The organism is Agromyces sp. MMS24-K17, from assembly GCF_043950245.1.
GTDB lineage: Bacteria > Actinomycetota > Actinomycetes > Actinomycetales > Microbacteriaceae > Agromyces.
The window spans coordinates 1,740,152-1,765,851 of record NZ_CP171640.1 but is presented as its reverse complement, the minus strand read 5'-3'; the positions used below and the strand labels follow the sequence as shown (position 1 = coordinate 1,765,851).

The 25,700-nt window shown below is 69.0% G+C and carries 30 protein-coding genes and 3 tRNA genes; 13 read left to right on the top strand and 20 right to left on the bottom strand.

The window, feature by feature from the left end; translation table 11 throughout:
• Nucleotides 1–99: 99 nt before the first annotated feature.
• On the bottom strand, nucleotides 100–1,410 hold the full coding sequence (locus tag ACGGZK_RS07930; RefSeq protein WP_395245729.1) for a C40 family peptidase: 1,311 nt from the start codon (nucleotides 1,408–1,410) through the stop codon (nucleotides 100–102).
• A gap of 69 nt (nucleotides 1,411–1,479) precedes the next feature.
• A complete protein-coding gene (locus ACGGZK_RS07925; protein ID WP_395245728.1) occupies nucleotides 1,480–2,709 on the bottom strand; it encodes a M23 family metallopeptidase in 1,230 nt (409 codons plus the stop codon).
• Between the two features lie 328 nt (nucleotides 2,710–3,037).
• Between ACGGZK_RS07925 and ACGGZK_RS07920 the strand changes: the two genes are divergently transcribed.
• The 3 genes from ACGGZK_RS07920 (at nucleotide 3,038) to ACGGZK_RS07910 (ending at nucleotide 3,367) form a co-directional block, all read left to right on the top strand.
• Nucleotides 3,038–3,110, top strand: a tRNA-Glu gene (locus tag ACGGZK_RS07920).
• Nucleotides 3,111–3,155: 45 nt separating this feature from the next.
• Nucleotides 3,156–3,229 (top strand) — tRNA-Asp (locus tag ACGGZK_RS07915).
• Nucleotides 3,230–3,294: 65 nt separating this feature from the next.
• Nucleotides 3,295–3,367 (top strand) — tRNA-Phe (locus ACGGZK_RS07910).
• Between the two features lie 78 nt (nucleotides 3,368–3,445).
• Here the strand turns inward: ACGGZK_RS07910 and ACGGZK_RS07905 are convergent.
• From ACGGZK_RS07905 to ACGGZK_RS07895, 3 genes are read right to left on the bottom strand one after another with little or no spacing between them, the layout of a single operon-like run.
• On the bottom strand, nucleotides 3,446–3,841 hold the full coding sequence (locus tag ACGGZK_RS07905) for a tyrosine-type recombinase/integrase (RefSeq protein WP_395246049.1): 396 nt from the start codon (nucleotides 3,839–3,841) through the stop codon (nucleotides 3,446–3,448).
• On the bottom strand, nucleotides 3,747–4,691 hold the full coding sequence (locus ACGGZK_RS07900; RefSeq protein WP_395245727.1) for a tyrosine-type recombinase/integrase: 945 nt from the start codon (nucleotides 4,689–4,691) through the stop codon (nucleotides 3,747–3,749). Before ACGGZK_RS07900 ends, ACGGZK_RS07905 begins: the two co-directional genes overlap by 95 nt.
• Complete coding sequence (locus tag ACGGZK_RS07895; RefSeq protein WP_395245726.1) at nucleotides 4,691–4,888, bottom strand: hypothetical protein; 198 nt, start codon at nucleotides 4,886–4,888, stop codon at nucleotides 4,691–4,693. The genes ACGGZK_RS07900 and ACGGZK_RS07895 overlap by 1 nt, the downstream gene beginning before the upstream one ends.
• A 139-nt stretch (nucleotides 4,889–5,027) precedes the next feature.
• Between ACGGZK_RS07895 and ACGGZK_RS07890 the strand changes: the two genes are divergently transcribed.
• Nucleotides 5,028–5,717 (top strand): hypothetical protein, encoded by a 690-nt coding sequence (locus tag ACGGZK_RS07890; protein WP_395245725.1) that lies wholly within the window; start codon nucleotides 5,028–5,030, stop codon nucleotides 5,715–5,717.
• A 131-nt stretch (nucleotides 5,718–5,848) separates the two neighbouring features.
• Here the strand turns inward: ACGGZK_RS07890 and ACGGZK_RS07885 are convergent, their stop codons facing one another.
• Nucleotides 5,849–7,927: a hypothetical protein gene (locus ACGGZK_RS07885; protein ID WP_395245724.1), complete on the bottom strand. Its 2,079-nt coding sequence runs from the start codon at nucleotides 7,925–7,927 to the stop codon at nucleotides 5,849–5,851.
• A 162-nt stretch (nucleotides 7,928–8,089) separates the two neighbouring features.
• Between ACGGZK_RS07885 and mobF the strand changes: the two genes are divergently transcribed.
• Nucleotides 8,090–10,720 (top strand): MobF family relaxase, encoded by a 2,631-nt coding sequence (gene mobF, locus ACGGZK_RS07880; protein ID WP_395245723.1) that lies wholly within the window; start codon nucleotides 8,090–8,092, stop codon nucleotides 10,718–10,720.
• A gap of 486 nt (nucleotides 10,721–11,206) precedes the next feature.
• On the top strand, nucleotides 11,207–11,692 hold the full coding sequence (locus tag ACGGZK_RS07875) for a topoisomerase C-terminal repeat-containing protein (protein WP_395245722.1): 486 nt from the start codon (nucleotides 11,207–11,209) through the stop codon (nucleotides 11,690–11,692).
• Nucleotides 11,693–11,824: 132 nt separating this feature from the next.
• Here ACGGZK_RS07875 and ACGGZK_RS07870 read toward each other — a convergent pair whose 3' ends face one another.
• The 5 genes from ACGGZK_RS07870 to ACGGZK_RS07850 all read right to left on the bottom strand — a co-directional run bounded on the left by ACGGZK_RS07870 (nucleotide 11,825) and on the right by ACGGZK_RS07850 (nucleotide 15,985).
• On the bottom strand, nucleotides 11,825–13,030 hold the full coding sequence (locus tag ACGGZK_RS07870; RefSeq protein WP_395245721.1) for a HEPN-associated N-terminal domain-containing protein: 1,206 nt from the start codon (nucleotides 13,028–13,030) through the stop codon (nucleotides 11,825–11,827).
• A gap of 508 nt (nucleotides 13,031–13,538) precedes the next feature.
• Nucleotides 13,539–13,952, bottom strand: a complete 414-nt coding sequence (locus ACGGZK_RS07865) for a hypothetical protein (protein WP_395245720.1) — start codon at nucleotides 13,950–13,952, stop codon at nucleotides 13,539–13,541.
• A complete protein-coding gene (locus tag ACGGZK_RS07860; RefSeq protein WP_395245719.1) occupies nucleotides 13,916–15,112 on the bottom strand; it encodes a serine hydrolase in 1,197 nt (398 codons plus the stop codon). The genes ACGGZK_RS07865 and ACGGZK_RS07860 overlap by 37 nt, the downstream gene beginning before the upstream one ends.
• Before the next feature lie 88 nt (nucleotides 15,113–15,200).
• Nucleotides 15,201–15,467, bottom strand: a complete 267-nt coding sequence (locus ACGGZK_RS07855; protein WP_395245718.1) for a hypothetical protein — start codon at nucleotides 15,465–15,467, stop codon at nucleotides 15,201–15,203.
• Nucleotides 15,468–15,505: 38 nt separating this feature from the next.
• Nucleotides 15,506–15,985, bottom strand: a complete 480-nt coding sequence (locus ACGGZK_RS07850) for a hypothetical protein (protein ID WP_395245717.1) — start codon at nucleotides 15,983–15,985, stop codon at nucleotides 15,506–15,508.
• Between the two features lie 199 nt (nucleotides 15,986–16,184).
• Between ACGGZK_RS07850 and ACGGZK_RS07845 the strand changes: the two genes are divergently transcribed.
• Nucleotides 16,185–16,484, top strand: a complete 300-nt coding sequence (locus ACGGZK_RS07845) for a hypothetical protein (RefSeq protein WP_395245716.1) — start codon at nucleotides 16,185–16,187, stop codon at nucleotides 16,482–16,484.
• 19 nt (nucleotides 16,485–16,503) lie between these two features.
• Here ACGGZK_RS07845 and ACGGZK_RS07840 read toward each other — a convergent pair whose 3' ends face one another.
• Nucleotides 16,504–16,731 carry a hypothetical protein gene (locus ACGGZK_RS07840; protein WP_395245715.1) on the bottom strand — a complete coding sequence of 76 codons (228 nt, stop codon included), beginning with the start codon at nucleotides 16,729–16,731 and terminating at the stop codon, nucleotides 16,504–16,506.
• A 281-nt stretch (nucleotides 16,732–17,012) separates the two neighbouring features.
• Between ACGGZK_RS07840 and ACGGZK_RS07835 the strand changes: the two genes are divergently transcribed.
• A complete protein-coding gene (locus ACGGZK_RS07835) occupies nucleotides 17,013–17,450 on the top strand; it encodes an Hsp20/alpha crystallin family protein (RefSeq protein ID WP_395245714.1) in 438 nt (145 codons plus the stop codon).
• Nucleotides 17,451–17,573: 123 nt separating this feature from the next.
• Entirely contained in the window at nucleotides 17,574–17,972 is a 399-nt protein-coding gene (locus ACGGZK_RS07830) for a hypothetical protein (protein WP_395245713.1), read from the top strand.
• Between the two features lie 48 nt (nucleotides 17,973–18,020).
• On the opposite strand, the gene ACGGZK_RS07825 is transcribed toward ACGGZK_RS07830, so the two are convergent.
• Nucleotides 18,021–18,401, bottom strand: a complete 381-nt coding sequence (locus ACGGZK_RS07825) for a hypothetical protein (RefSeq protein ID WP_395245712.1) — start codon at nucleotides 18,399–18,401, stop codon at nucleotides 18,021–18,023.
• A gap of 238 nt (nucleotides 18,402–18,639) precedes the next feature.
• Here ACGGZK_RS07825 and ACGGZK_RS07820 point away from each other — a divergent pair, with 238 nt between their 5' ends.
• Nucleotides 18,640–19,047, top strand: coding sequence for a hypothetical protein (locus ACGGZK_RS07820; protein WP_395245711.1), 408 nt, complete (start codon nucleotides 18,640–18,642; stop codon nucleotides 19,045–19,047).
• Between the two features lie 7 nt (nucleotides 19,048–19,054).
• On the opposite strand, the gene ACGGZK_RS07815 is transcribed toward ACGGZK_RS07820, so the two are convergent.
• Together ACGGZK_RS07815 and ACGGZK_RS07810 are read right to left on the bottom strand one after the other, a co-directional pair.
• Nucleotides 19,055–19,339: a hypothetical protein gene (locus ACGGZK_RS07815; protein ID WP_395245710.1), complete on the bottom strand. Its 285-nt coding sequence runs from the start codon at nucleotides 19,337–19,339 to the stop codon at nucleotides 19,055–19,057.
• Between the two features lie 157 nt (nucleotides 19,340–19,496).
• A complete protein-coding gene (locus tag ACGGZK_RS07810) occupies nucleotides 19,497–19,874 on the bottom strand; it encodes a DUF4406 domain-containing protein (RefSeq protein ID WP_395245709.1) in 378 nt (125 codons plus the stop codon).
• A 47-nt stretch (nucleotides 19,875–19,921) separates the two neighbouring features.
• Between ACGGZK_RS07810 and ACGGZK_RS07805 the strand changes: the two genes are divergently transcribed.
• A complete protein-coding gene (locus ACGGZK_RS07805; protein ID WP_395245708.1) occupies nucleotides 19,922–20,710 on the top strand; it encodes a DeoR/GlpR family DNA-binding transcription regulator in 789 nt (262 codons plus the stop codon).
• A 71-nt stretch (nucleotides 20,711–20,781) separates the two neighbouring features.
• Nucleotides 20,782–21,720, top strand: a complete 939-nt coding sequence (locus tag ACGGZK_RS07800; protein WP_395245707.1) for a DUF1254 domain-containing protein — start codon at nucleotides 20,782–20,784, stop codon at nucleotides 21,718–21,720.
• Between the two features lie 52 nt (nucleotides 21,721–21,772).
• On the opposite strand, the gene ACGGZK_RS07795 is transcribed toward ACGGZK_RS07800, so the two are convergent.
• A complete protein-coding gene (locus ACGGZK_RS07795; RefSeq protein ID WP_395245706.1) occupies nucleotides 21,773–22,264 on the bottom strand; it encodes a MarR family winged helix-turn-helix transcriptional regulator in 492 nt (163 codons plus the stop codon).
• Between the two features lie 22 nt (nucleotides 22,265–22,286).
• On the opposite strand from ACGGZK_RS07795, the gene ACGGZK_RS07790 reads away from it, so the two are divergent.
• Nucleotides 22,287–22,574, top strand: a complete 288-nt coding sequence (locus ACGGZK_RS07790) for a hypothetical protein (protein WP_395245705.1) — start codon at nucleotides 22,287–22,289, stop codon at nucleotides 22,572–22,574.
• Nucleotides 22,575–22,602: 28 nt separating this feature from the next.
• On the opposite strand, the gene ACGGZK_RS07785 is transcribed toward ACGGZK_RS07790, so the two are convergent.
• The 4 genes from ACGGZK_RS07785 to ACGGZK_RS07770 are packed head-to-tail and all read right to left on the bottom strand — an operon-like array spanning nucleotide 22,603 to nucleotide 25,669.
• The gene (locus tag ACGGZK_RS07785) at nucleotides 22,603–22,929 is read right to left on the bottom strand and encodes a carboxymuconolactone decarboxylase family protein (RefSeq protein ID WP_395245704.1); all 327 of its coding nucleotides are present in this window, start codon (nucleotides 22,927–22,929) and stop codon (nucleotides 22,603–22,605) included.
• Nucleotides 22,926–23,336: a cupin domain-containing protein gene (locus ACGGZK_RS07780; RefSeq protein WP_395245703.1), complete on the bottom strand. Its 411-nt coding sequence runs from the start codon at nucleotides 23,334–23,336 to the stop codon at nucleotides 22,926–22,928. The genes ACGGZK_RS07785 and ACGGZK_RS07780 overlap by 4 nt, the downstream gene beginning before the upstream one ends.
• A 17-nt stretch (nucleotides 23,337–23,353) precedes the next feature.
• Entirely contained in the window at nucleotides 23,354–24,376 is a 1,023-nt protein-coding gene (locus tag ACGGZK_RS07775) for a zinc-dependent alcohol dehydrogenase family protein (RefSeq protein WP_395245702.1), read from the bottom strand.
• A gap of 12 nt (nucleotides 24,377–24,388) precedes the next feature.
• Nucleotides 24,389–25,669 (bottom strand): multidrug effflux MFS transporter, encoded by a 1,281-nt coding sequence (locus tag ACGGZK_RS07770; protein WP_395245701.1) that lies wholly within the window; start codon nucleotides 25,667–25,669, stop codon nucleotides 24,389–24,391.
• Nucleotides 25,670–25,700: the final 31 nt, after the last annotated feature.

The following is a 25,700-nucleotide window of genomic DNA, read 5'->3' as shown; positions in this document are numbered from 1 at the left end:
ATTCGCGTCCGCGCAGACGGCGGCGCGGGGGCGGGGCGCGTCGCGTTGCGCGGGTCAGCCGGCGCGGGGCGTGGCGCGGCGCGCGTCGCGCTGCGCGGGTCAGCCGGCGGGGCGCGCGGCCGCGGCGGGCGAGCCCCAGATGAAGTACTCGCGCACGGGCACGCCCTCGCGGGGCGCCTCGAGGATGCGTCCGCCGCCGAGGTAGATGGCGACGTGGTAGTAGTCGCCGCCTCCGCCCCAGAACAGCAGGTCGCCGCGCTGGATCTGCGACAGCGACACCGCCAGCCCTCGGGCCGCGAGCGTGCGGTACTGGTTCGTGGCGGAGTGCGAGCCGATGTTGACGCCGGCGTAGCCGTAGGCCTGCTTCGTGAGGCCCGAGCAGTCCCAGACGTCGGGCCCCGCTCCGCCCAGGCGGTAGGGCTCGCCGAGCTGCTGGCTCGCGTACCAGATCGCCGCCTCCACGGCCGAGGCATCGGGCGGGGCGGACGTGCCGCCGCCACCTCCGCCGCCCCCACCGGAGCCGCCACCTCCACCGGACCCGCCCGAGCCCCCGCCGCCCGACCCGCCGGACTGCTGCTGCTGTGCCGCCGCAGCAGCAGCCGCCGCCGCAGCCGCCGCGGCTGCCGCAGCCTCGGCCGCCTCCTGCGCCTGCCCCTCGGCGCGCTCGCGCTCGAGCTCCGCCGTCGTGTCCTTCAGCGCCGCCAGCTGCGCGTAGAGCTCGGTCGAACGCTGCTCGGCCTCCGCCACGGCCGCGGCCGCGGCATCCGCCGCCTCGCGCGCCTCCTCGGCCTGCCGCTCGGCCGTCGCCGCGAGCCGTTGCCGGGCCGACGCCGCGTCGGCGGCCTGCTCGCGCAGCGACTCCGCCGTGTTGCGGTCGGCGGTGGCGTGGTCGTACGCGGCCTGCGCGCGTTCGCCGAGCTGCGACGCCGTGCCGAGCTCGCGCAGCAGCCCGTCGGGGTCGCCCGAGAACAGGAGCTCGCCGCGCAGGTCGCCGCCGGCGGTCTTCGCGAGGTGCGCCGCGAGGAGCCCCGCGCGCATGCGCGAGATCTCGGCGACGGCCTCGGCCTCGTCGGCCCGGGTCTTCAGCTGCGCCTCGCGCTCGACGGCGCGGTCGCGCGCGATCACCGTGTTGCGCCACGCCTCGTCGGCGACGAGCGAGGCCTGGATCGCGGCATCCGCTGCGGCCTGGAGCCCGGCCAGCAGCTCGCCCAGCCGGGCGATCTCGGCCTGCTTGGTCTGCTCGTTCTGCTTGGCCTGCTCGATCTCGGCCCACGACGGGTAGTCGGGCGCGGCGGCCGCCGGCCCGCCGACGACCGTGATCGACGCGGTCACGGCGCCGATCGCGACGGTCGACAGCAGCGTCGCCGGCTTCACCCGCGACACGGGCCTCGTCTGGTGCTGATCGGTCATGCGGTCACCGGCCTTTCCCTGCCTCGCCCTGCTTGCCTGTCTCCGTTCACTCCCGAGCGGATGCCCCGCTCAGAACCCGACGCCCCGGTCGGCCATGAACGGGATCGGGTTGATGCGCGAGCCGCCCGACCACACCTCGAAGTGCAGGTGGCAGCCGGTCGACGCGCCCGTCGTGCCGCTCGACGCGATGTTCTGCCCGGCGTCGACCCACTGCCCGACGCCGACGAACCGGCCGCCGTCGCGGATGTGCGCGTAGCCGGTCCAGATGCCGCCGCCGTGGTCGATCTGGATGTAGTTGCCGTACGTGCCCGACCAGCCCGAGAACCGCACGATGCCGCTGTTGGCCGCATAGATCGGGGCGGAGCATCCGGTGCCGAGGTCGACGGCGTAGTGGAACGAGCCGGAGCATCCGCCGTCGGAGCAGATCGAGCTGCGCGGGCCGTAGCCGTCGGTGACGCGACCGGCCGCGGGGCGCGCCCAGCCGGAGCTCGAGACGACGCCGGGCGACCCCGACCGCATCGCCTCCTCCATGCGCCGGCGCTCCTCCTCCTTGCGGATGCGCTCGCCCTCCTCGTACGCCGCGGCCGTCTTCGCCTCGGTGTCCTGGAGGAACGCGAGCTGCTGGTCGAGCTCGATCTTCTTCTGCTGCGACTCGGCGAGCGCCGCCTCGGCCGCGGCCTGCGCGTCGAGGGCGACCTGGAGGGCCTCCTCCGCGGCGATGCGGAGCTTCTCGCGCTCGCCGCGCGCCACCTCGGCCTGCTTGCCGAGCGTGCGGGCCGTGTTCGCCTTCTCGTTCGCGCGGGCGTAGATGGAGGAGGTGCGCTCGACCATCTTGTCCATGCTGCCGAGCTTGCCGAGCAGGGCGTCGGTCTGCGCCGCGTCGCCGGCGTCGAACAGCAGGTCGACGCCGAGGTCCTTGCCGCCCGTGCGGTACAGCTGCGCGGCCACCTCGCCGGCGTTGCGGCGGGCGGTCTCGGCCTCGGCGGCGGATGCGTCGGCCTGGGCCTGGATCTCGTCGGCCCGGCGCACCGCGTCGTCGTAGCGCTGCTGGGCGGCGATCAGCTCGTCGGTTCGACGCTCGGCCTCGGCGCGGGTGGCCTGCACGTTCGCCTCGAGCTCGACGAGGAGGTTCTTGATCGTCTCGACCGCGGCGGCCGCGGCGGCGGTGTTCGCCTTGGCGGCCTGCAGTTCATCCCAGGTCGGGTAGGTCGCCGCCTGCGCCGGCGCGACGACGGGCTGCGCCACCGGGAGGGCGAGCGCGAACGCGGCGATCGCGAGGGCGGCGACGAGCCGCGGCATGCGGCCTCGGCTCCGGCTTCCGGTTCGGCTTCGGGGCTCACGGATGCCACGGGCCGCGTCTGCGGACCGTCGCGGGTCTCGGAGTCGGGTGGTTCGGTTCATGGTTCCCGTCCGCGCGCAGGCCGTGCCCCGCGCTGCTGTCGTGCAGGCGATCAGTGCCACGGTATGCGCGCATCCGCCGACGGCCGGGATTCGGGCTCCGCGTGGCGGGATCGCGTCGAGAGCGACGGGAAATCGGGCCGGCGAGGCATCCGAGGCGCTCGATTTGGAACCTCGCCGAACATCGCATATGCTCTTCTCTCGGTGGGCGTGCCAGTCACGAACCTCCGGCCCCATCGTTTAGCGGCCTAGGACACCGCCCTTTCACGGCGGCAGCACGGGTTCGAATCCCGTTGGGGTCACGCTGAACGAAGTACAGCACCTATAATTGAACAGTCTCACTACGAGGCCCTGTAGCGCAGTTGGTTAGCGTGCCGCCCTGTCACGGCGGAGGTCGCGGGTTCAAGTCCCGTCAGGGTCGCTCAGGCGACAAGCCCTTTCGAGAGAAGGGGCTTTCTCCTTATCAGGCTCCGTTTCGGAGCCTGAGGCTCTGTAGCTCAGTTGGTAGAGCGTTCGACTGAAAATCGAAAGGTCACCGGATCGATGCCGGTCGGAGCCACAGTCAAAACCCCCGGTTTACCGGGGGTTTTTTCGTGTCAGCGGGTCATTCCGCGAGGCCGCCCGTGAGGCTGTGCCATTAATGTGCCATTAATGTGCCATTAAGGGTTCGCCTGGTTCGGCGTTGTGCCGGTTCCGGTTCGGAGGCGGCCGTCTTGGCAGGGCGCTTGCCCGCACTCGTGTCGACGCTCTCGTCGGCTCTCTGGAGCGCGTCGTTCAGTGCTGCGCCGGCTCGGAGCGCGACGCCCTCGCGGGCCCTCGAGTAGCGCTCGGTGACCTGGAGGCTCGAATGGCCGAGCGTCGCCTGCACGTCGGGCGCGTTCGCGCCGGCATCGAACAGGATCGTCGCGAACGTATGGCGCAGGTCGTGGATGCGCAGGTCAGGCCGGCCGATCGCGACGCGCAGCTCGTCCCACTCGACGGCGCGGCGCACGTTGTGGCTGGTGAGCCGGCCGCCGTCGGCGCCGTCGAACAGCAGGTCGCTCCCTCGCTTTGCCGCGCGCAGCCGCCTCGGCGTAGGGGCGAAGTGCGTCGATGAGCGGGACATCCCTGGACTTGTGGCTCTTCGGCGACTGCTCGATCAGCTCGCCGCGCATGCCCGGACTCAGCGACCGGCTGACGCGGATGATGCCACGGTCGAAGTCGACGTCGCCGACGCGCAGCGCCGTCGCCTCCCCCGCGCGCATCCCGGTGTAGACGAGCGCCGCGAGGTAGCGCCGGTACACCCCGTCGGGCACGAGGTCGAGCATCGTGCGGATCTGGTCCAAGGTCAGCGCACGCGAGACGGGCGAGATCGACTCGCGCATGCTCGGCCGCTTGACCTCGCGGGCCGGGTTGTAGTCGATGAACCGCGACCGGCGGGCGCCGTCGAGCAGGCGGGAGAGCACCGCGAGCGCGTCGTTCTTGGCGGATGCCCCACCCGACCAGGCGACCATCGCCGACTCGATCATCGGCGAGGTGATCTCGTCGAGCCGGTGCCTTCCGAGACTCGGCCTCACGCGGAGCCGCCAGGCGACGCCGTAGCTGCGGGCCGTCGCCGGGCGAACGGAGGCCTCGATCGCGGGCCAGTACTTGTCGTACCACTGGTCGAGCGTCATCGAGCCGTTCGGGTTGCGGCCGGCGACCATCTTGGCGAGTTCGCGCTTCGCCTCGGCGAGGGTGAGGAAGGTACGGGACCGCTCGGCCGCACCGCCCTCGACGCTCGGGCCGACGACGCGGATCTGGTAACGCTGGCGGTCGGCGCGCCAGCGGATGCCCTCGGGCAGCGGCCGACCCGTGCGCGGATCGACCCGCGTCGGGGTATCCCTGGCCGGCCGGCCGGCCATCAGTGTTCCGTTCCGCCCCCGGCGAGGAGCTCGTCGATCGTGTCGGCGCTCCAGAGGAGGTGCTTGCCCATGCGAGCGTCCGGCTCGGGAATGAGGCCGTCGTGGCGCAGCTTGTCGAAGCTCGAGACCGGGATGCGGCACCGCTCGGCCGCCTCGACTCGGCTCAGATATTCGACCCTCCACCCGGTGTCGACCATGACGCTCCCCCTCGACTCATCGGCCGCCGGTTGGCATCTCGTGCATGCCGACCCACGCGCGGCTATTTGCAAGTACCTGAGAATACCACCGCTTCGCATATTTCGGCAAGTACCTGAGTTGGGTGGCTAGACTCGACGCATGCCCGCCCTGACGCCGCGCCCAGGTGACCAGTCGTACGACGGCTTGCTGATCGCGGACGACCTGCCCGACGGGTGGTACCTGCCGAACCGTTTCCCCGGCGAACGCGATGACGACGCGAGCGAGCAGATCGATGCGGTGCTCGGGTACGACGACCAGGGCGTGCCGGCCGACTCCGACCAGGACGAGACCACCGACGGGCGCTGGCGCTATATCGAGCACGAGGCGACGCACACCCGCGTGATGATCCGGCTGCAGCGCCAGCTGTTCGCGGTACCCGAGGAGGTCCGCATCACCGGGGTGATCTACCTCCCCTGGCGGCCGGGCGACCCGATCACGAGCCAACTCCTCCGCGAGCTGCCCACCGCCCGCATCGAGGCCGCGATCAACAAGCGGTTGTTCGCGATGAAGCGCACCGAGACGATCACGGGCGGCAAGATCGTGCTGCCGTCGGGGCGGAAGGTCGGAACGAAGGATCTGCTCAAGCCGCTCGGAGACCCGAAGAAGGTGGCGGACTTCTACGAGCTGGTCGCGCTGCAACACGGCCAGCTCACCCGGAAGGGCGACGCGAACCCGAGCGCGACAATGGCGCAGATCAACGGCGTCGCCCTCTCAACGGCTCAGGGCTGGATCACACGGTCGCGAGACCGCGGACTGCTTCCGCCTGGGCGTCGCGGACGAGCAGGTTAGCCACGGATGAGAGCTCGGCAGGTCGGTTTGTGACTGCTCACGCAGCGCCGGTACATACGGAATCTGCGTAATCTGCGCGCGTCCATATCACGGCGGCCGACCAGTTCCTAGTCGGAGCATGGACCAACAAACTAGGAAGTAGGCGCGGCGGCCAACTCCGGTTCAGCCGTTACTTCGACCTCGTGACCAACCGTCATTCCCAACTTGTCAAGGCGTCGGGTGTGCAACCAGAGGGCAAGTGGCTTCTGTAGCGCTGAGAGCCACTCGCGCAAGCTGCCACCGACTACTTGAGTTAGTAGCCCCACGACGATGACCGCCCCGCCCCCAATGGTAAGGATCGCCGCCCACGGGGCTGGCAGTTCCATTTGAATGTTTGGAGCAATGACGGGGAATAGCCCCAAGGCGAGAGTAAGAACGCCGACAACCCACAAGGCAATGATCATGGCGCGATTTACATCGCGCCCAGCCTTTCGCCACAGACGTACTCGTCGCTCCCGGTCTTCGACCTGCGTAGACCGACTCGCGGCCTCGGCTGCTTCCAGCCGCTCTCGCAAGACTCGATTGGTCTCGCGTTCGCTGGTGGCGTCTTCCTGGGCCGCGGCGATCGAAGAGGTGCTGGCATCGGCGACCGCTTGAGCCTCCGCTTGAAGCGCCTTCACTTGCTCGCGTAGGGGTTCCGCCAACGATTCCTTGACTAGTTCGACCAGTTTGCTCGGTGGAACAGCCGCGAATTGATCGGGCTCACCGTTCGCTTCACGCATGAGCTCACGCTTCGACTCCGAGGACAATCGCAGGAGAACTGCATCGTCACGACTCAACGAACCCCTCTCCTCGAGTCGTTCTACTTCGGCGAGGTACTGGCTCCATCTCGCGGGATCCGGCTGCATTCCTGCCCACGCAGTCGCGGCGACCTTTTTCGCCGGGAGAGAATCCGCCAACGTCGGGCTACGCACCCACAGAAGTGAGGCAAGGGTGGACTCCAGGAGAGCGAGCGGGTATTCGTGCGCATCCTCGCGCGACCTATTGGCCGCCATGACGAGGTCATGATTTGACGTAACGAAGATGGTCCTTGCACGCTCGAGCGTTTCGCCAGGGCGTCCTTGTCGCAACCGATGGACTGCTGAGACGCTGTCGACGTCGTACCGCAAGGCCGCCTCGTTTACGTAGTGAATTGCCTTTCTGATGTTGTCTTGGAGGAGCGACTCGTCCAGACCGTAGGCATGATACGTATCGGGTTTTTCGCGCTCCTCAATCCCGAGACCGTCCAGCTCATCATCGAAGCGTTGGATCGCGATCTCGACGTCGGAAGGACTCATTCCCCCTTCAAGGAAGTAGACCGCAGCGCGAAACGTCTCGCTGACTCGCTGGCCAGTTCGAAGCTGTGCCTGAGCTGCTGCCAAGATCGACTTGGCCTCCCGAACGGTATGCGAGAACGCGGCGGTTCTCGCTCCAAGGCCCCGAGCTAGTGCGAGCAGATCTCGACTGGCGGACTGTGCAGTCTCACCGTGATGGCCGAGCAAGTCGATGAGAAGAGGCGCATCGAAGTAGATTGTCAGGCTTTTCAGCGAGGCTTGCAGAGACGATACGTCCATTCGAAGCACCGCAGCGAGGGTCGCGCCCTTTGCAATCTCGACTAGCCGATTGAAGAGATCATCGTCGCTTTCGTGCGCCTCGGCCACGAAACAAGAGACGAGATAGTTCTCGCCAGGGTCGAGACGCCTCGGTGGGGTCGCGCCCTGCACCGCGTTCCGAAGCAGCGGAAGGGCGTGTGAATCCATGTAGGCGCCGATCAGCGCCGCAGCTTGTTCGCGATTCAGCGTTCCACGAGCCGCGAGCCCCGAGGCATCCGCATAGTCAATTAGTCGGTCAGCGACCTGGTTCTCTTGCCGAATGAACTTGTCAAAGTCCGCGGAAACGGAGCGCCCGGTCGACATCTCAGACTTGGAGCACACGAATGCGCCATTGCCAGCTTCGTCAAGGCGACCGAGGCGTTGAGCCCGCCTAAGAATGTTGCGCGCCACGAGCGTTGGAATCGTGATGCCGAACTTGTCCTCGATCCGACTACTGACTGCCTCCGGAGCGGCCGGAACAGGGTGAGAGATCCGCACAGCGTCGACCGCGAACTCAAGGAAGTTGTCCAGATAGTTCGGGCGACCCGAATCGAAGTTTGCGCGGAGAATCGCGTAGCCGACGAGAGATGTTCCGTTCACCTGCTCATCTTGGCGTGTTCGCGCGACACCAAGCACGTACACGCCGAGAGCCCTCACCCGTTTTCCAAGTCCAGCTCGATCAGCCCAAACTGAATGGACGTATGCTACCGTAGGTAGTTGCAAGAACCTGAGCGAGCTCGGAGGAAGGCAATGCGAGGTGGAGTGATCCTGTACCGGGGGTCTGGGGCCGACGCGCGCCGGTATCTCGAGTCCGATCGCTCCCGCGCCGACGACTACTACCTCGAGGGGGGCACGGCGCTGGCCGAGTTCTCCGTCGTCGACGGCAACGGCGACCTGATCGGCGAGGGCGCACTCACTCCCGACCAGTACGCCCAGTGGGTCGACTGGATCAACCCGCTCACCGGCGAGTCGATGGGCACGCACCGCCACGCCGGCGATGCTCGCCATGGATCGCCGCGGTTTGCGGAGATGGTCGTGAACGCGCCGAAGTCGCTGTCGATCGCCGCGGCGCTACACCCCGAGGTATCCGATGCCCTCGATGCGGCGCAGCGCGACGCGGTCGCCGAGATCCGGGCCTGGCTCGGCCAGCACTCAGTCACGCGTGTCGGCCCGCGCGGTGCGCAGCGGGTGGTGCCGGCCGAGCAGCTCGAGACGGTCGCGGTCTCGCACAAGACCTCGCGGGCAGGCGACCCGCACCGGCACATCCACTTCCAGATCGGCACGCGGGTGTGGGCGGATGCCGCGTGGCGAGGTCTCGACACCGCGGCGCTGTTCCGGCAGCAAGGCGCGATCCGCGCGCTCGGCACGGCGGTGATCGCGGCGCACCCGCGGCTCGCGGCCACGCTCGATGCGCATGGCCTCACGCTCCATCCGGTGACGGCCGAGGTCACCGAACTGAAGCCGTTCAACGCGGCGATGAGCAAGCGTGCCGAGCAGGTCACGCGCAACCTGGCGCGCTTCGAGAAGGAGTGGCGTGCGGAACATCCGGATCAAGAACCCGGGCCCGCCGCGATGTCGCGACTGACCGCGATGGCGTGGGATCACGAGCGGCCGCACAAGAAGCCGACCCAGCTCGACAGCGAGGATGCATGGCGACGCGAGCTCGAGGCATCCGGCTATCGACCTGATCTCGAACGCGTGCGTGCGCAACGGGCCGTCGCGCTCGATGAGCTGAGCGTGCAGACTGTCGCGTCCCGCGCCGTCAATCGCTGCGCGGCCGCCGCGTCGACGTGGACGGTGCACGACATCCAGGAGCACGTGTCGCACCTCGTCACCGAAGCCGGCGTGCGGGGCGACCCGACGTCGCTGCGCGAGTTCGTTGCGCTCGTCACTGAGCTCGCCGAAGCGAACTGCCTTTCGGTGCTGCCACCCGATTGGCCGCATCCTGAGCACGTCGCGCACCTCACGAGCGTGCACGTCATCGCGGTCGAGACTCGGCTGCGCGATCTGCTCACGGCCCGTGCCGAGCGGCCGCAGCAGCGCACACCGGATCTGTCGCGCATTGCGCAGCGACTCCGGCTCGACCCGGCACAGGTGCGCGCGGCCGCGGCCGTGGCATCCGCTCAATCGCTCGTCGTCGTGGAGGGTGCGGCCGGCGCGGGCAAGACGACGATGCTCGCCGCTGCGATCAAAGCGGCGGCGATGCAGGGTCGCAAGACGCGCGTGGTCACGCCGACGAAGAAGGCAGCCGACGTCGCGCACCAGGAGCTCGGGGTTGCGGCCGACAGCGTCGCCAAGCTCGTGCACGAGCACGGGTGGCGGTGGAATCGCGACGGCGTGTGGACGCGGCTCGCCGTCGGCGACCACGACCCTGATACGGATGCCGCGTACGTCGGCCCCGCGGCATCCGCTCGACTGCGCCGCGGCGAGCGAATCGTCGTCGACGAGGTGGGCATGCTCGACCAGGACACCGCCCTCGCACTGCTGACCGTTGCCGCCGAGAATCTCGCCACCGTTGCGTTCGTCGGCGACCGCGCCCAGCTCGCCGCGGTCGGCCGCGGCGGCGTGCTCGACATGGCCGCGAAGCTACTCCCCCGCGTGCATCAGATAACGGCCGTGCACCGATTCGTCGACCCCGAGTATGCCGCGCTCACTGTGCAGATGCGGCGCGGGGATCATCCGGAGGCGGTCTTCGATCGGCTGCGCGCGCTCGGTCTCGTTGCGATTCATGAGAGCCCGGATGCCCAGCTCGAGGCGCTTGCGCGCGAGTGGCGTGAGGGGTGCGCGATGACCGTTGCGACGAACGACGAGGCGCGCGAGCTGAACGCGCGGATTCGCGAGGTGCGGGTGCGGGCTGGCGATGTCGATGACGTGCGCACGGTGATCGGGAGCGATGGGCTGAGCATCGGATGCGGCGATGTGATTCAGACGCGGCGGAACGACTCGGGCCTGCGGGTGGCGAATCGGCAGGTGTGGGTCGTTCAGAGGGTGGACGAGGATGGGGCGATGTGGGCGACAGCGCGGGCCGCTGGCCATCGGCCGCGATCCGTGCGGCTGCCAGCCGAGTACGTCGCCGAGCACACGCATCTCGCGTACGCCGCGACAGCGCATGGGGTGCAGGGCATGACCGTGGACGAGTCCCACACGATTGTCGGCGATGCGATGAGTGCGGCCAGCGTTTACGTGGGGATGGCACGTGGAAGAAGCTCCAACCGGTTGCACCTCGTGGCGGCCGAGATGATTGAAGGGCGCGAACAGCTCATCGCTGCGATGGAACGAGATCGCGCCGATCGGGGGCTCGCGCAGTCCACGGCAGCGGCGCGTGATTCTGCGTGGGGCCTCACGCCTGGCACCGGTCTTAGGAGGACACCAGAGGCAAAGCTAAGCCGATGAGAACTCCCGTGAACATGTTGCTGGATTCGGAGAGCATTGTGATCAATCGGTCTGAGTCTTGCCAAGCTCCGGAGACGCCGGCGACACCGCGCATTGCCCCGCCCCACCCCCGAAGACGGTCTACCGCAGACCTCTATAGCGGCGCACTATAGAACGCTGGCCCCAGCATCGACGCAAAGCCAAGGCGAGGGAACGAAGGCAATGCCGCCAGACGATCCGAATCAATGGGACAACATCGACCCGAGTGACGCGGCCACGGGCGGCGGGTTCGGGGGCTGGGTCGTACTAATCCTGCTCGTCGCAGCAGTCATCGTCTACTTGGTTGTTCGCCAGCGGGCAAGCGATCGAGCGCGTGCTCGGGAATCTCACTCCCTGGGTGGAAGTCGGACGCCGCTCAGTGCGAACACAATGTCGGCGCCTGCGCACGCGCCCGCAACTCCACCATCTGAACCCGCACCCGACCTTTTGACGGCCGAGGAACGCACGGTGCTCTTCCGCCGCCAGAAGTTCGAACAGTATCTGCTGCAACTAGCGGTGCTATCCAACGCCGCGGAACGCGGTGGTGGCTTCACGTCGGAAGAGGAAGCTGCAGCCCGGGAGTTAACCTCACGATTGCGTCATCATGAGCTCGTCCTCGCGAATACCGGAGACGGCGTGTGGATGAAGAAGCGGATCGCGCAATTCGGCAACGCCAAGTATCGATCTCGCGAACGCTGGAATCTCACTGGGGAAGCCAGACAGTCCTCTGCTGCGAACGAGATAGCGAATCGCCAGCAGAACCCGCTGTCCTATACGGTTCGAACGCTTGGGCTGGACCCCGCCACTGGCGAACAGATCGTCCTCAAGGACGGCCGTTTCGGTCCATATGTCACAAACGGGGTGACGAATGCAATTGTCCCGCGAGCCCAGCCTCTCGACGAGGTGAACATCGCGCTCGCGGTCCAACTGCTGCAGGCAAAGCGCTTGAAGTAACATTACCGCGGAGCGTGACCACGCTCCCACTGCGGAGCGCCCCACCACGCGGCAGATGCACGTTTGTTCCGAGGGCGGCGGGGTCGGTCGCGTGCGCCGCACCGGGGCCGAGAACGGCTTCCCTTGGTGCGGCTAGGCCTTGCCGAGGGGCGCAGGGATCCGCCGGACCGAAGTCGGGCGGAGTTCGAGGAGCGATTCAGGACCGCTCGCTCCAGCATCTGACATTTCCTCGTTGGTCGCGAAGATGACGCAGTTCTCGACAGCGGGATCTTTGGAAGAGCGCCAGAGGACGCCCACGACGGGTCCGGCAACGCCCGCGAGCTCGTATCGGAGATACTCGGCGACGATCTGAGTTGGGATGTAGTCGAGATTCTGGTGATCGCTCGGGTCGGCAATCCGAGTAACGTCCTTCACGAACCCGCGCATGAATGCGATCGGCGCTCTTTCATGACGGCGCGAACTGTCGTAGAGGGAGGGCACATCGTCGACGGTGGTCAGGTCGACGACGGTGATGTTGCGAAGAAGCTCGAACTCCCCGATGGTTCCTTCATCTGTGGGCTCTGCGTAGCCAGCGACTTCGGCTTGCGCGCCTTGCGGGGTAGATGCGCCATAGAAGGCACCCATGCCCTTCGGGGTCATGCGGTTGTCTTTCGCCCGTTCATCGGGCGGTGATCCAAGCGCCGCCGCTGTCTGGTGTTGCTCTCCTGAAGAGTGCACACGAACCCGCCACCACGTAGTACCTGCTTTGAGCACACGAATCTGTCCGGCCGTCTCCACGGCGTCCGCGAGAGCAGCGGGCATCTCGTCCATTGAGATGTCTCCCGCACCGTAGAAGGGCGAGGTGTCTCGCACGAGGAAGGTGTACCTGCGGCGATGCTTCACGTACTTGCGGAAGGCCTGCCATCCCCAGCGAAGCGCGTCCTTCGGGGATGCCGCATACGGGTCTCGCTGAACCCAGGCATCCTGCTCGATCGCCGCCACGAGGTCTGAGAAGAGGCTTTCGTCCTCCGTGACCTCATGGTTCATGAGCAGGTCCCCAACGTCGTAAAGACCCATTTGGTATCCGCCGTCCGCGGAGGAGTACGCCACCTGCTCAACCGGATCCTCGTACTCAGACCGGAAGCCGTCGACGATCAAGTCGAGAATGAGGTCGACGGGTGCACTCGCCTCAGGCGGAACTGGCGCGGCGTTGCAGTAATCACATGGCGTTAGCCCGCCCCCTTCGCGGACCGCCGCTTTCAAGGCGTAGTCCGTCACACACTCAGAGCAGACTGTCTTCTCGACGCCCGACCAGCCACGCGCCTCGATCTCTTCGAGGAGCCTTTCCATGCCACCCATGAACGTTCAGACTACCCACGAATGCGTTGCGAACGACGCCCGCGTGCATGCTCGAAGGAACGCTCAGGCGCGACACGCAAAAGCAAGCATCCGTCCGAGCCAGCAGGCAACGCGTTCGCGCGAAGAGCGGCCCAATCAGGGTTCGCTTCGTCGAGCACGCGGGGCGCAGTCACGAGAGCGCGTCACCATAATTCAGAAGGCTGGCCATCAAGCCTCCGTGCTCTGGTCGAGTACTCCGTCGCACCGGCCCAGATTCACGACAGCGCTCCCCGAAATCTGTGCCATTAATGTGCCATTAAATGCGCGAAAACCATCTGAAACCAACTGCGACCGTTTCGAATAATCCCTGATCAGCGCGATATCGCAACCATAGAAATTGAGCGAAAACCGCCCAGGCTCACTGAAAATCGAAAGGTCACCGGATCTCGATGCCGGTCGGACCCGCCCTGAATTCCCGCCCCGGGTTCAGCGATCTGCACACGCGGAGGCTCCGCGGGCGACTCGGGAGCTAGCCGACCTTGGGGAGCAACCGGCCGCTGGTGCGGTACCAGGCGACCTCCCCGCTCGGGCCGCGCACGAAGTCGGAGCGGGGCGAGAGCGGGGTCGCGCCGACCACATGGTCGTCGCGGGTGAAGTCCACGTACTCGGGCGGTGCTGCGTCGGACACCGTGCCATCCGGATTGAGTGGGCGGATGCGCAGCCGGCCGCCTTCGGCGGTGAACTCGAGCGTCACCCTCGCCGTGGTGCCGTCGGGCCCGATCTCGGCGAGGTCGTACCGACCTTCGTAGGGGGCCAGCTGCGCAGCGGTTCTGGTCTCGGGATCGGCCGGTAAGTTGTGGACGCCGGCGAACCGCGACAACGCCCAGTCGTCCTGGAAGAAGGTGCTCAGGAGCTTCGGGCCGTCCTCGGAGTTCGTGAGCATGGCGATGCCGAAATTGCGTTCGGGAACGAAGCGGAACCCGCTGTGCTGCCCGGGCCAATCGCCGCCGTGCTGCACGACACGGACCCCCTCGGCGGTCGGCCGCAGCCGGAAGCTGACCGCGTACCCGTCGATCTCGATGAAGATCGTTCCCCCGGGCCCGGATGCGAGTGCATCGCGTCGAACGAACCGGGGCTGAGGATGCGACGCCCATCGGGCGCGGTGCCGTCGCCCAGGTGGAAGCGCAGGTAGTTCAGTTGATCGCGAGCGCTCGAGATGAGGGCGCCGGTCGGGTTGAGCGACCTCGGGACATACCAAAACGACGGATCCAGAACCGCCTTGCCCTCGACCACGTCGTGCGCGCCGGTGAACGTGTGCCCGACGAGGTCGTCGGTGAAGAACCGGGTCTGGTCGAGGCCCAACGGGTCGAGCACGAGTTCCTGCATGGCTTGCTCGAAGGTCGTTCCGTTCACCCTCTCCACCACCCGGCCCGCGAGCACGACTGCCGCGTTGTTGTAGAAGAACGTGGACCCGAGCGGCGTCAGCTGGGGAAGGCCCGCCATGCTCGCCACGTAGCGCTCGATCGCGTCGTCACCCCGCCCGAAGTCCTCGAGGTCGTCGCCGAACCAGCCGGCGGTGTGGTTCAACAGGTGCCGCACGGTCACGGCGGCCGCCACGTCGGGGTCGGCGACGGTGAACTCCGGCACATAGGTGCGCACGGGCCGGTCGAGGTCCACCTTGCCCGCATCGACCAGGCGCATCATCGCGGTCCCGGTGAACGTCTTGGTCGTCGATCCGATGCGGAACAACGAGTGCTCGTCGACCGGCACCGGGGCGTCGACGCTGGCGATCCCGAAGCCGCGCACATGCTCGTTCCCGTCGTGCAGGACCGCCACCGCGACGCCGGGCACCGCGTACTCCTCCATCGCCGACTGGATCTTGGCGTCGAGTTCGGCGAAGAGGGCGTCGGACGCACCGGGCGACGATGCAACCGTCGGGCCAGTGCTCAGTGTCTGGCTCGAGGCATCCGTGCCCTCGGCGGTGCATCCAGCCACCACCGCGCCGGTGGCCACGATGGCAGCCAGGTCGGCGGACCTTCGCAGCATCGACCGCCTCGACATCGTCCGCGACGCAGACGGAACTTCGTCGTCCAGCAGGCCCATCGTCGCCCCCCTGCGCCGAGTCTGGCAGAACCTGCTCGGCCGACGCGACCACGATGCCCGTGACGACGCCACCGAGCACGAGGAGGGACTACCAGATCGTGCCGCCACCGACCGAGATGCCACCCCAGGTGAGCGCGATGAAGATGGCGGCGAACACGACCGGCGCGATGCCCGTGCCGCTGCGCGCAAGACCCTTGAGCAGGGCGATCACGGCGAGGATCGCGGCAACGATGGAAAGGCCGCCGCCGAGGATCAGCCCGATGAACAGCGGAATGGGCATGAGCACGAGGCCGGCCAGCGCGAACCAGAACGCGGCCCAGGCAGTTGGATTCGAGCGGGGTTCGACGGAGGACATCTGTCCATTATCTCGGGTCCCGTTCCGCGCCTGGGCGTTCAGGCGCGCGCCGCACGCACTCCGGCCCAGGCCCGACGGATCAGCCAGGCGAGCAATCCGCACAGCGCGCCGACGACGAGGCCGACGACGATGCTGCTCATCGCGGAGGCCCCGCGCAGCACCACTGCTTCGAGCCAGGGAGCCAGCACGCCTTCGAGGTTGCCGCCGAGTGCCGGCGCTTCGATGCCCGAGGTGGCGATGTTCACGTCCCAGAGGGCGATGTGGGTGATCCCGAGCAGCACGCCGTAGACGCCCCCGGCCGCGAGCAGCGAGAGGAACGGCCGGGTGGACCACGCGACGGCGACCACGACCCACACGACGAGGGGCACGAACACGAAGGCCAGGTTGATGAGTTGCCCCTCCTGGATGACGTTCACGTCGTGGAGCACGCCGCGCACCGCGGCGAGGGCACCCAGCCCGATGATCGCGAGCAGGGGGAGCCCGAGACGGTGGTTCGTCGGGCGTGGGGAGGTGTTCACCCCTCGATGCTCCGGTGCGGCCGAGCGGGAGGGAATCAGGCAGACCCCCGTGTGCGGTCGGGGGCGGCCCGAACCACCCAGGCGTGTGGAGTCCGGAGCGACGGCCCGCCATTGGCGCCCGGCGCCGCCCGAGGGAGGCCTCGACCACACCCGTTCGCGGGTCTGACGGCATCGCTCGTTTCGTGGCAGCGTTCGAGTCATGGACGGCTTCACTACCCGGGAGCTGCAGGTCCGGCTCGGCGTCGAGGTCGAGCACGAGGATCTCCTCCTCGACCACGTCACCGTCGGCGGCGACCCGAAGGCCGGAACGGATGAGGCGATCATCTGGTGCCTGACGAGCGTCCTCGACTCGCACGCCTTCCGCGACCTGCTCACCGAGTACGGTTTGGCGGTCCGTCGCGGCGAGGTGCGATCGTTCTCGCCGCACGTCACGACGATCCTGCCGGGGACGGGGCTCGATCATCCCGCGACGGAGTCGGCGGAGCCGTTCGTCTACTGAGGCCCCCGGGCCGCGGGAGTCAGAGCGCGGCAGAAAGGCCTGGCCGCGGGCGAATGCGGCGCCGGATGACGTCGGCGAGGGCGACGACCGACACGACGATCGCGGCAGAGGCCAGCGGCACCCATTCGGATGGCTCGTCGAAGTCGACGACCCAGTTGACGACGAGCACGAGCGCGACGGCGAGGCCGAAGAGCTCGAGCCAGCCGAGGACGGTTCCGAGCGGGGCGGTGTCGGGTGTCGGGTTCACGGCACATCCTCTCTTCCGCTGTCGACGCTATTCGCCGAGTCCGCGGTGGGAGGAGGGGTTGCGGACGGCCGCAATGCGTGTCTGAGACGGCCGGGCCGGTGGTGTACTTGCAGCGCCCATGGCGGATCTCCTCCATCCCTGCGCTGAGCCGCGGATGCTCCGCCGCGGGGCCGACCCCTCTTGGCACTCTCCGGCCGAGAGTGCTAATCTGGCCCTAGTTGAGCGAAGTACGCTCAACTCTTGCGACCGGCCGAAACGGCCGACAACAGGGAGGAGAAGCCATGGCCATGTACTGGGACCCGTTCCGTGACCTCGACCGCCTCGCTGCGGGCATGCTCGACTCGAGGCAGGGGCCTCGGGTGATGCCCATCGACCTGCACCGCGATGGCGACCACTACGTGCTCTCCGCGGACCTGCCGGGCGTCGACCCGGGTTCGATCGACGTCGACGTCGACGGGCAGTTGCTCACGGTCCGCGCGGAGCGCACGTTGCGGTCCGGTAGCGACGTGCAGTGGCTCGCGCACGAACGACCCAGCGGTTCGTTCCTTCGCCAGCTCACGCTCGGCGACGGGCTGGACACCACTGGGATCAGCGCCCACTACGACAACGGCGTGCTGAGCGTCGTCATCCCGGTGAGCGAGCGCGCCAAGCCACGCAAGGTCGAGGTGCAGAGCGCGCCGAACTCCGAGCGCGAAGTCACCGCGAACGCCTCGAGCTGACGACAGCGCCACGCAAGGAGCCCGCTCCACGCACGCACGGAGCGGGCTCCGGCGTTGCATTCGGCGTTCGAACACCCATGAGGCCCACTACCCAGTGGGCTCCCTGCACGGAGGAGATGAGACGTGAAGCGAAAGGGCTGGCGCCGGTACGATCACACGATCTTCCCGGTCTTCCATGAGCGGTTCGAGGAGAAGTGGGGCGCAGGCACCGCGCCGTTCCTCGATCCCAGCGTGTACGACGCGGACCAGCCGCGTCCTCGCGCCCAGTGGATCAACGTCGATACGGGCGCCGCCATCGCGGTCGTGCCCGTCTGGGAGGACGACCCCTCCGCGCGCTCGTTCGCGGTGTTCTACCTGCCCCCTCACGGAGACATCTGGGTGCTGCGGCCGCCCGGCCTGGCCAACTACATCGAATCGTCATCTGGGGATGCACGGGCCGGCGACCGGGCGGTCACGCTTCGCAACGACTCGTTCCAGAAAGCGGTCGCCCACGCCGAAGCGTTCATCTACGGGACCCGGTGAGCGTCGTGACGCTAGCGACGGTGTGAGCCGCGCGCCCGGAACCGCGGTTCAGGCCGAGAGGCGCCCGGGGCGTGCTCTGGTCGATCGCGCGCGGACGCGGTGATCGGTGCGGTGATCGGTCGGTATGCGCCGGCTGTCGCGGTCGACGATCGCGGCGCTCACCGAAAGCCCGGAGTTGCTGTTCGCCGCGACCATGAGGCGATCGAGCCACATCCGATCCCGAGGGCCTCGAACCGTGGAGTCGAACTCGGCCCGGACGGAGACATGGTCGCCGAGGAAGATCCACTGCTCCTGCCCGGCGTCGTCGGTCCAGGACAGGAGGACCGGTTCCTTGCGTCGGAGCTTGGCGATGACCACGGTGAAGATGTGGTCGAGGAGTTCGTCGTCGATGGCGATCGGGCCGACACCCGTGATGTGAAGAGCGCCCATGATTCTCTCGCTTCACTCGATCCATGGTGCGGTCACCTCACCGGTGAGGTGACCGCTCGCTCCAGCAATCAGCAGGATTATCACGCGCGTCATGGCCGAATTCAAGGGGTGGTGGCGGCGGGCCGCGCTCGGGGGTCACAGGCGGATGCACCGAAGTCAACCCGCTCCGCGCGGCCGCTTGGCCGACGTATGGTGGCCGCCTACGGCGGGGCCGGGGCGAGGACCAAGGGGGTCGTTGGTGTCGAAGAAGAAGAAGGCGAAGAAGTCGATCAAGGCGGCCACGAAGGCCCTCGCGAAGGCCCGGACAGCGGTCGACGACGCGCGGCTGGCGGTGCGGAAGCTCGACAAGAAGACCCGGCGCAAGGCCGAGCGGCTCCGCCGGGAGTTGAAGGACGCCGAACGGTCGGCCCGCAAGGCGCTTCGACTGGCTGACGAGACCGACGCCGAGTTCACCAACGTCCGGCGACAGCCGCCCGTCGAGGCGATCCCCGTTCCGCCCGAGGCCGCGTCCGCGTCCGCGTCCGCGAGCGAGGCGACGCCGGCGACCGCCAACTACCGCGAACTGCGCGAACGGGCGAGGAGCAAGGGCATCACGGGCTACTCGCGTATGGACAAGGCGACGCTGCTCGCGGCGCTGGAAACTTGAACGACGGTCAGCCGATCGGTCCGTCGGTCGGGAGGCTGAAGCGCACCTGTTCCAGGAAGGCGCGTCGGATGAGCGCGTCGAGATCCGCGTCGGTGCCGATCCGGAACGGCTCCGCCCCGGTGGCGAGCGCCGCGTAGGCCGACCACACGTCGGCCTCGTGGAAGACGGTGCCGAGGAACGGTCCGTCGTGATCCGTCTCGCCCGCCCGGATCACGAACCCCGCCACGTCCGACAACGGGAACGCGGTGATCGTCAGCGCACCCGCATCACGGAATACCTTCGTGTTCGTCATGGCCTGCTCCGCTCGGGATACCGGGTTCAGGTCCGCTCAGTCCGACGGCGTCGTGCAGTACGTCGGCTTCCACGGGTCGATCATGGGAGCATTCTCGGTCGGTCCGTCGGCGTCAGCAATCCCCCATTCCGCGTCTCAGCTTCGGGTCGTGACGTGGTCAGCCGGCCACGGCCGCGCCCGGCACCTCCGCGAGCGAGCGGTAGACCGGGATGCCTCGGGCCTCGGCGATCGCGACGTCCTGGTCGGCGCCGCGCGACTCGCCGGGCAGGCGCAGCACGGCATCGCAGTGCTGGAGGAGCCGTTCTGCGGTGGGGTACATCACGTCGGCCGCGAGCGGGTCGCCGGGGCCGCTTGCGCCCGCACTCGAGAGCACGGGCAGCGCCACCCACTCGCCGATCATCGGCACGTGGCCGGCCTGGAAGATCGGCCAGGCGGCCTCCTCGAGTCGCTTCAGGTTCTGCGCCATCAAGGCGGGGTCGCCGCCGGTTCCCGAGGCGTAGGGGCCGGCGATCAGGATCATCATGGGCTTGCTCATGCCGTCCACCATACGGCAGAATCGTGCAAGAACCGGAAGGAATCGGAATGCTGGCTGCCGCGCGCAAGGACCTCCTCCTCGAACGACTCCGCCGCGACGGGCGCATCGTCGCGAAGGACGTTGCGGCCGAACTCGGCCTGTCGGAGGACAGCATCCGCCGCGACCTGCGCGAGCTGGATGCCGCGGGGCTGGCCGTGCGGGTCTACGGGGGCGCCCTGCCGGCCTCCCCCGCCGTGGCCGACTACGCGACGCGCACCGCCGTCGCCCCGGAGAGCAAGCGCCGCGTGGCCGCCGCCGCGGTCGCCCTCATCGAGCCCGGCGCCACCGTCATCCTCGACGGCGGCACCACGACGCTCGCGATGGTCGACGCGCTGCCCAGGAGCTTCCGGTGCACGATCATCACGCACAGCCCGACCATCGCCGCAGCCCTCCTCGACCACGACGCCGACGTGTTCCTGATCGGCGGGCAGCTGTTCAAGCACTCCGCCGTGGCCTGCGGCGCCGCCGCGGTCGAGGCCGCCGGCCGGATCAGCGCCGACCTGTGCTTCCTCGGCGTCACCGGCGTCCACCCGACCGCCGGGCTCACCACGGGCGACGCCGAGGAGGCCGCGATGAAGCGCGCCCTGGCGGCCCGGGCCGCCGAGACGTACGTGCTGGCCAGCGACGAGAAGCTCGGGACATCCTCCCGCTACGACGTCCTCCCGTTCGACGCCGTCGCGGGCGTCATCGTCGACCCCGCGACCGGCGACGCGACCGGCGACGCGACCGGCGACGCGACCGTGGCCGAGCTCGTCGAGGCCGGCGTCCCGATCGTCCGGGGCGGCGGCCCCCGCTAGCACCATCCCCCTGCGGGCCGCCCGCCGTGTCCGCACCGGATCCGGATCGACCGGCTGCCAAGATCGAAGCCATGGGGACCCTCGTAAACGTCGACGACTTCGCGCTCGCTGAGACGCACCGGATGATGCACGACCTGCAGGCGAACGCGGGAGGGGTCAACCGGTTCCTCCACAATCGAGAACCCGCCGCGATCGACAAGCAGACGGTGATCCGGCTGAACCGCGACACGCTGTACAGCTTCGCCGTGGTCGATCTCAGCGCCGGCGCGACGCTCACCCTGCCCGAGCACGGCGACCGCTACCTCTCGGCGATGGTCGTCAACGAGCACCACTACATCGACGCCGTCTTCCACGACGCCGGCGCCTACGAACTGACGGTCGAGCAGTTCGGCAGCCCGCACGTGGTCGTCGCGGTGCGGATCCTCGTCGACCCGAACGACCCGGCCGACGTGGCCGCGGTCGCGGCGCTGCAGGACCGGATCGAGCTCGAGGCCGGGGCATCCGAACCGTTCGCGATGCCCGACTACGACACGACCAGCCTCGACGAGACCCGCGACGCGCTCCTCGCCCTGGCACGCAACCTCACCGGCTTCGACCGCACGTTCGGCGCGAAGGACGAGGTCGACCCCGTGCGCCACCTCATCGGCACCGCGGCCGGCTGGGGCGGGCTGCCGTCGAGCGAGGCGAGCTACATCGGCGTCGACCCGCGGCTGCCGGTCGGCCGCTACGAGCTGACGGTCGGCGAGGTGCCGGTCGACGGGTTCTGGTCGATCTCCGTGTACAACGCCGCGGGGTTCTTCGAGCCGAATGAGCGCGGCGCGTACACGATCAACAACATCACCGGCGTGCGCAACGACGACGGCACGATCACCGTGCGGTTCGGCGACTACCCCGCCGACGTCCCGAACGCGCTGCCGATCACCGAGGGGTGGAATTACCTCGTGCGGCTCTACCGGCCGCGACCCGAGGTGCTCGACGGCGAGTGGAGCTTCCCGACGCTGGGCAGCTGAACCCTGAGCAGCTGAACCGCCGAGCCGCTGAACCGCCGAGCCGGGCCGACCCTCACCCGGCCGCGCGCTCCTCCAGCGGCGCGATGCGCTCGAGGATCGCGGTGAGCCGGGCGTGCAGCTCCATCAACTCCTCGACGTCGACGCCGAGCGCCGCGACGACCTGCGGCGGCACGAGCTCGGCCTGCGCGCGGAGCGCGCGCCCCGACGGCGTGAGTCGGAGCGCCAACTGCCGCTCGTCGTGGCTGGAGCGCTCGCGCACGACGAGCCCCGCGGCCTCGAGCCGCTTCACCATCGGCGAGAGGGTCGCCGGCTCGAGCCGGAGCAGGTTCGCGATCTCGCTCAGCGAGCGCGGCTCGCGCTCCCAGAGCGCGAGCATCACGAGGTACTGCGGATGCGTCAGCCCCATCGGTTCGAGGATCGGCTTGTAGACCCCGATGACCGAGCGGGATGCCGCCGCGAGCGCGAAGCACAGCTGGCGGTCGAGCGCCAGGGCGTCGACGGCGGGCTCGGTGGCCCTGTCGTCTGCGGCGGTCTCGGTCGTCATGATCGTTAGTATACTAATGATTATGGCGCGAAAGACTTCCTCCGACGGCCCCGACGCCGTGTCGCCCGGCGCGGCCAAGCGCGCCCTCGACCCCATGAACCCGTTCGACGGCAAGCCCGGCTTCTTCAACCGGCTGAACCGCATCGTCTACATGTTCACCGGCCCGGCCCAGGTCGGCATCGGCCGACCCGAGGCGCCCTACGTGCCGCCGGCCGACCCGAAGTGCCCGCTCTGCGGGCGGCTGATGGCCGACCACGAGATCGACCGCTCCGGGCCGCGCACGCAGCTGCACTGCCCGGCCGCCGGCTGACCTGCGCCACTCGGCCGGCCCGCTCGGCTCAGGACTCCGGCTGACCGCCGAACACCTTCCGGGCCACCCCGATCGCCGCCATCGCGCGCGGCCAGCCGACGTAGAAGGCAAGGTGGGTGATCGCCTCGACGAGCTCCTCCTGGGTGACGCCGTTGTCGCGGGCGAACGCGAGGTGGAACTCCAGTTGCTCCACGGCGCCGAGGGTGACGAGGGCGGTCACGGTGACGAGGCTGCGGTCGCGGGGCGACAGCTCGGGCCGCGCCCACACCTCGTCGAAGAGCACGGCGTCGGTGTAGTGCGCGAGCGCCGGGGCGAGGTCGCCCACCGCGCGCTGGCCTCCGGTCCATCCGGTCATGGGCGGGTCCTCCCCTCGTACTCGTCGTCGGTGATGTGCGACTTCCAGGTCGTGGTCTCGGCCGGGTCATCCGCCGCCTCGAGCATCGCGAGGTGCTCCATGAAGCAGCCGGGGGCCGCCGCGTGCCAGTGGTCCTGGCCGGGCGGCGTGTAGAGCGTCTCGCCGGGGCGGACCTCGATGACGTTGCCGTCGCGGTCGCCGAACCGAGCGACGCCCTCGGTGACGCGCAGGTACTGGCCGCGCGCATGGCTGTGCCACGCGGTGCGCGCACCGGGCGCGAACCGCACGAGGGCGACGGTCATGCGCTGGTCGGCGTCGTTCGGAGCGGCGACGACGTCGACCCAGACGTCGCCGACGAACTGCTCCGGCGGGTTCTTCACGGTGGGTCGGGTGGGTTCGATGTGCATGGCGGCATCCTCCTCGCTCAGTCGGTGGTCAGCAGCACCTTGATGGCGCGGCGCTCGTCCATCGCGCGGTAGCCCTCGGCCGCCTGCTCGAGCGGCAGGGTGAGGTCGAAGACCGCGCCCGGGTCGATCTCGCGGTCCCAGATGCGCCGGATCAGGTCGGGCAGGAAGCGGCGCACCGGCGCGGGCCCGCCGTGCAGGTGCACGCCCGAGAAGAAGAGCTGCTGCCCGTCGAGCGACACGTCGTGCGAGACGCCGACGTAGCCGACGTGCCCGCCGGCGCGGGTCGCCTCGATGGCCTGCATCATCGACTCCTGGGTGCCGACGGCCTCGATGGTCGAGTGCGCGCCGAGCCCGCCCGTGAGCTCCTTGATCCGCGCGACGCCCTCGGCGCCGCGCTCCTCGACGATGTCGGTCGCGCCGAACCGGCGGGCGAGCGCCTGGCGGTCGGCGTGCCGCGACATCGCGATGATGCGCTCGGCGCCCAGCTGCTTGGCGGCGAGCACGCCGAGGAGTCCGACGGCGCCGTCGCCGACGACGGCGACGGTCTTGCCCGGACCGACCTCGGCGGCGACGGCGGCGAACCAGCCGGTGCCGAGCACGTCGGATGCGGCGAGCAGCGACGGGATGAGGTCGGGGTCGGGCTGCCCGGGGGTGGCGACGAGCGTGCCGTCGGCGAGCGGGACCCGCAGGTACTCGGCCTGCCCGCCGGTCGCGGCGCCCGGCTGCCGGTGCACGCAGTGGGTCTGGTAGCCGGCCAGGCAGATCTCGCAGGTGTTGTCGGAGGCGAAGAACGACCCGACGACGAAGTCGCCGACCCGGATTTCCGACACCGCGGCGCCGACCTCGGTGACCACGCCGACGTACTCGTGGCCCATCGGCGTGTGGTCGACGTGCTCCGCGCCGCGGTACGGCCAGAGGTCGGACCCGCAGATGCAGGTGGCGGCCAGGCGGATGATCGCGTCGGTCGGCTCGACGATGGTCGGCAGCTCGCGGTCCTCGACCCGGACGTCGCCGGGGGCGTGCATGATGACTCCACGCATGGTGGGTGCTCCTTACTGGTTGGTGGGTGCGGCCGCGGCCGCCGTCGGGCGGGTCGCGGTCGAGGTCGGGCCGGTCGCGTCGTGACGGCGCGGCCGGATGAGGGTGAGGAAGACGGCCGCCGCGAGCACCGACGCGGTCACGGTGACGACGCCGAGCGGGAGGATGCTCGTCGCGCTGGCGACGCCCACGAGGGGGGCCGCCACACCGCCGAACCCGAACCGGACCATGCCGAGCAGCGACGACGCGGTGCCCGCGACCTGCGGGTAGCCGGCGAGGGCGATGGTGGTCGCGGACGGCGACGTGATCGCCACCCCGCTCGCGAGGGCGAAGAGGGACACGACGACGACCGCCAACGGCACGGGTACGAGGCCGGCGACGAGGAGCCCGATCGCGCCGGCGGCCGCGACGGCGATCCCCACGGCGAGCGTTCCGCGCGTGCTCCAGCGCTCCGCGAGCCGGCCCGAGAGGTAGCCGAACAGCATGAACCCGGCCGAGTTCGCGCCGAACGCGAGCGCGTAGCCGAGCGGCGAGAGCCCGTAGATGTCCTGGAGGACGAACGTCGCGCCCGCGAGGTAGGCGAACAGGGCCGCGTACAGGAAGCCCTGGTTGAGGATCGCGCCGAGGAACGTCCGGTCGGAGACGAGGGTGCGCACGTCGCGCAGGGTCCTCGTGAAGCCGCCGGTCGCGCGGCGCTCGACGGGCAGGGTCTCGGCGAAGACGGCGAGGGTGACGACGAGGATGCCGACGCCGATGACGGCGAGGAAGACGAACAGGCCCCGCCAGTCGGTGACGGTGTTCAGCAGCCCGCCGAGCAGCGGCCCGACGATCGCCGCGAAGCCGCCGATGACCGTGAGCCGTCCGTAGAACCTGATGAGGGCTCCACCGCTGAACACGTCGCGGCCCGCTGCCTGGGCGATGACGATCCCGACGCCGCCCGCGAGGCCCTGCACGAGCCGCGCGAGCACCAGCACCTCGACGGTGGGACTGATCGCGCAGAGCAGCGACGTGCCGATGTAGGCGACGATCCCGATGAGGAGGATGCCCCGTCGCCCGTACCGGTCGGACAGCGCGCCGGCGACGAGCTGTCCGGCCGCCAGGCCGACGAGGCAGGCGGTGACGGTGAGTTGCGCGACCGAGGTCGCGGCGCCGAGTTCCGCGGTGAGGGCGGGAAGCGCCGGCAGGTAGAGGTCCATGGAGATCGGACCGAACACCGTGAGCAGCAGCAGGAGCGCCGGCAGCAGGGGTCGCGCCGCCGCACGTGCGGCGGTCGGCGTCGGATTCGGCTGGGTCATGGCATCCAGCGTCGCCCGCCGCCCGCGGGCG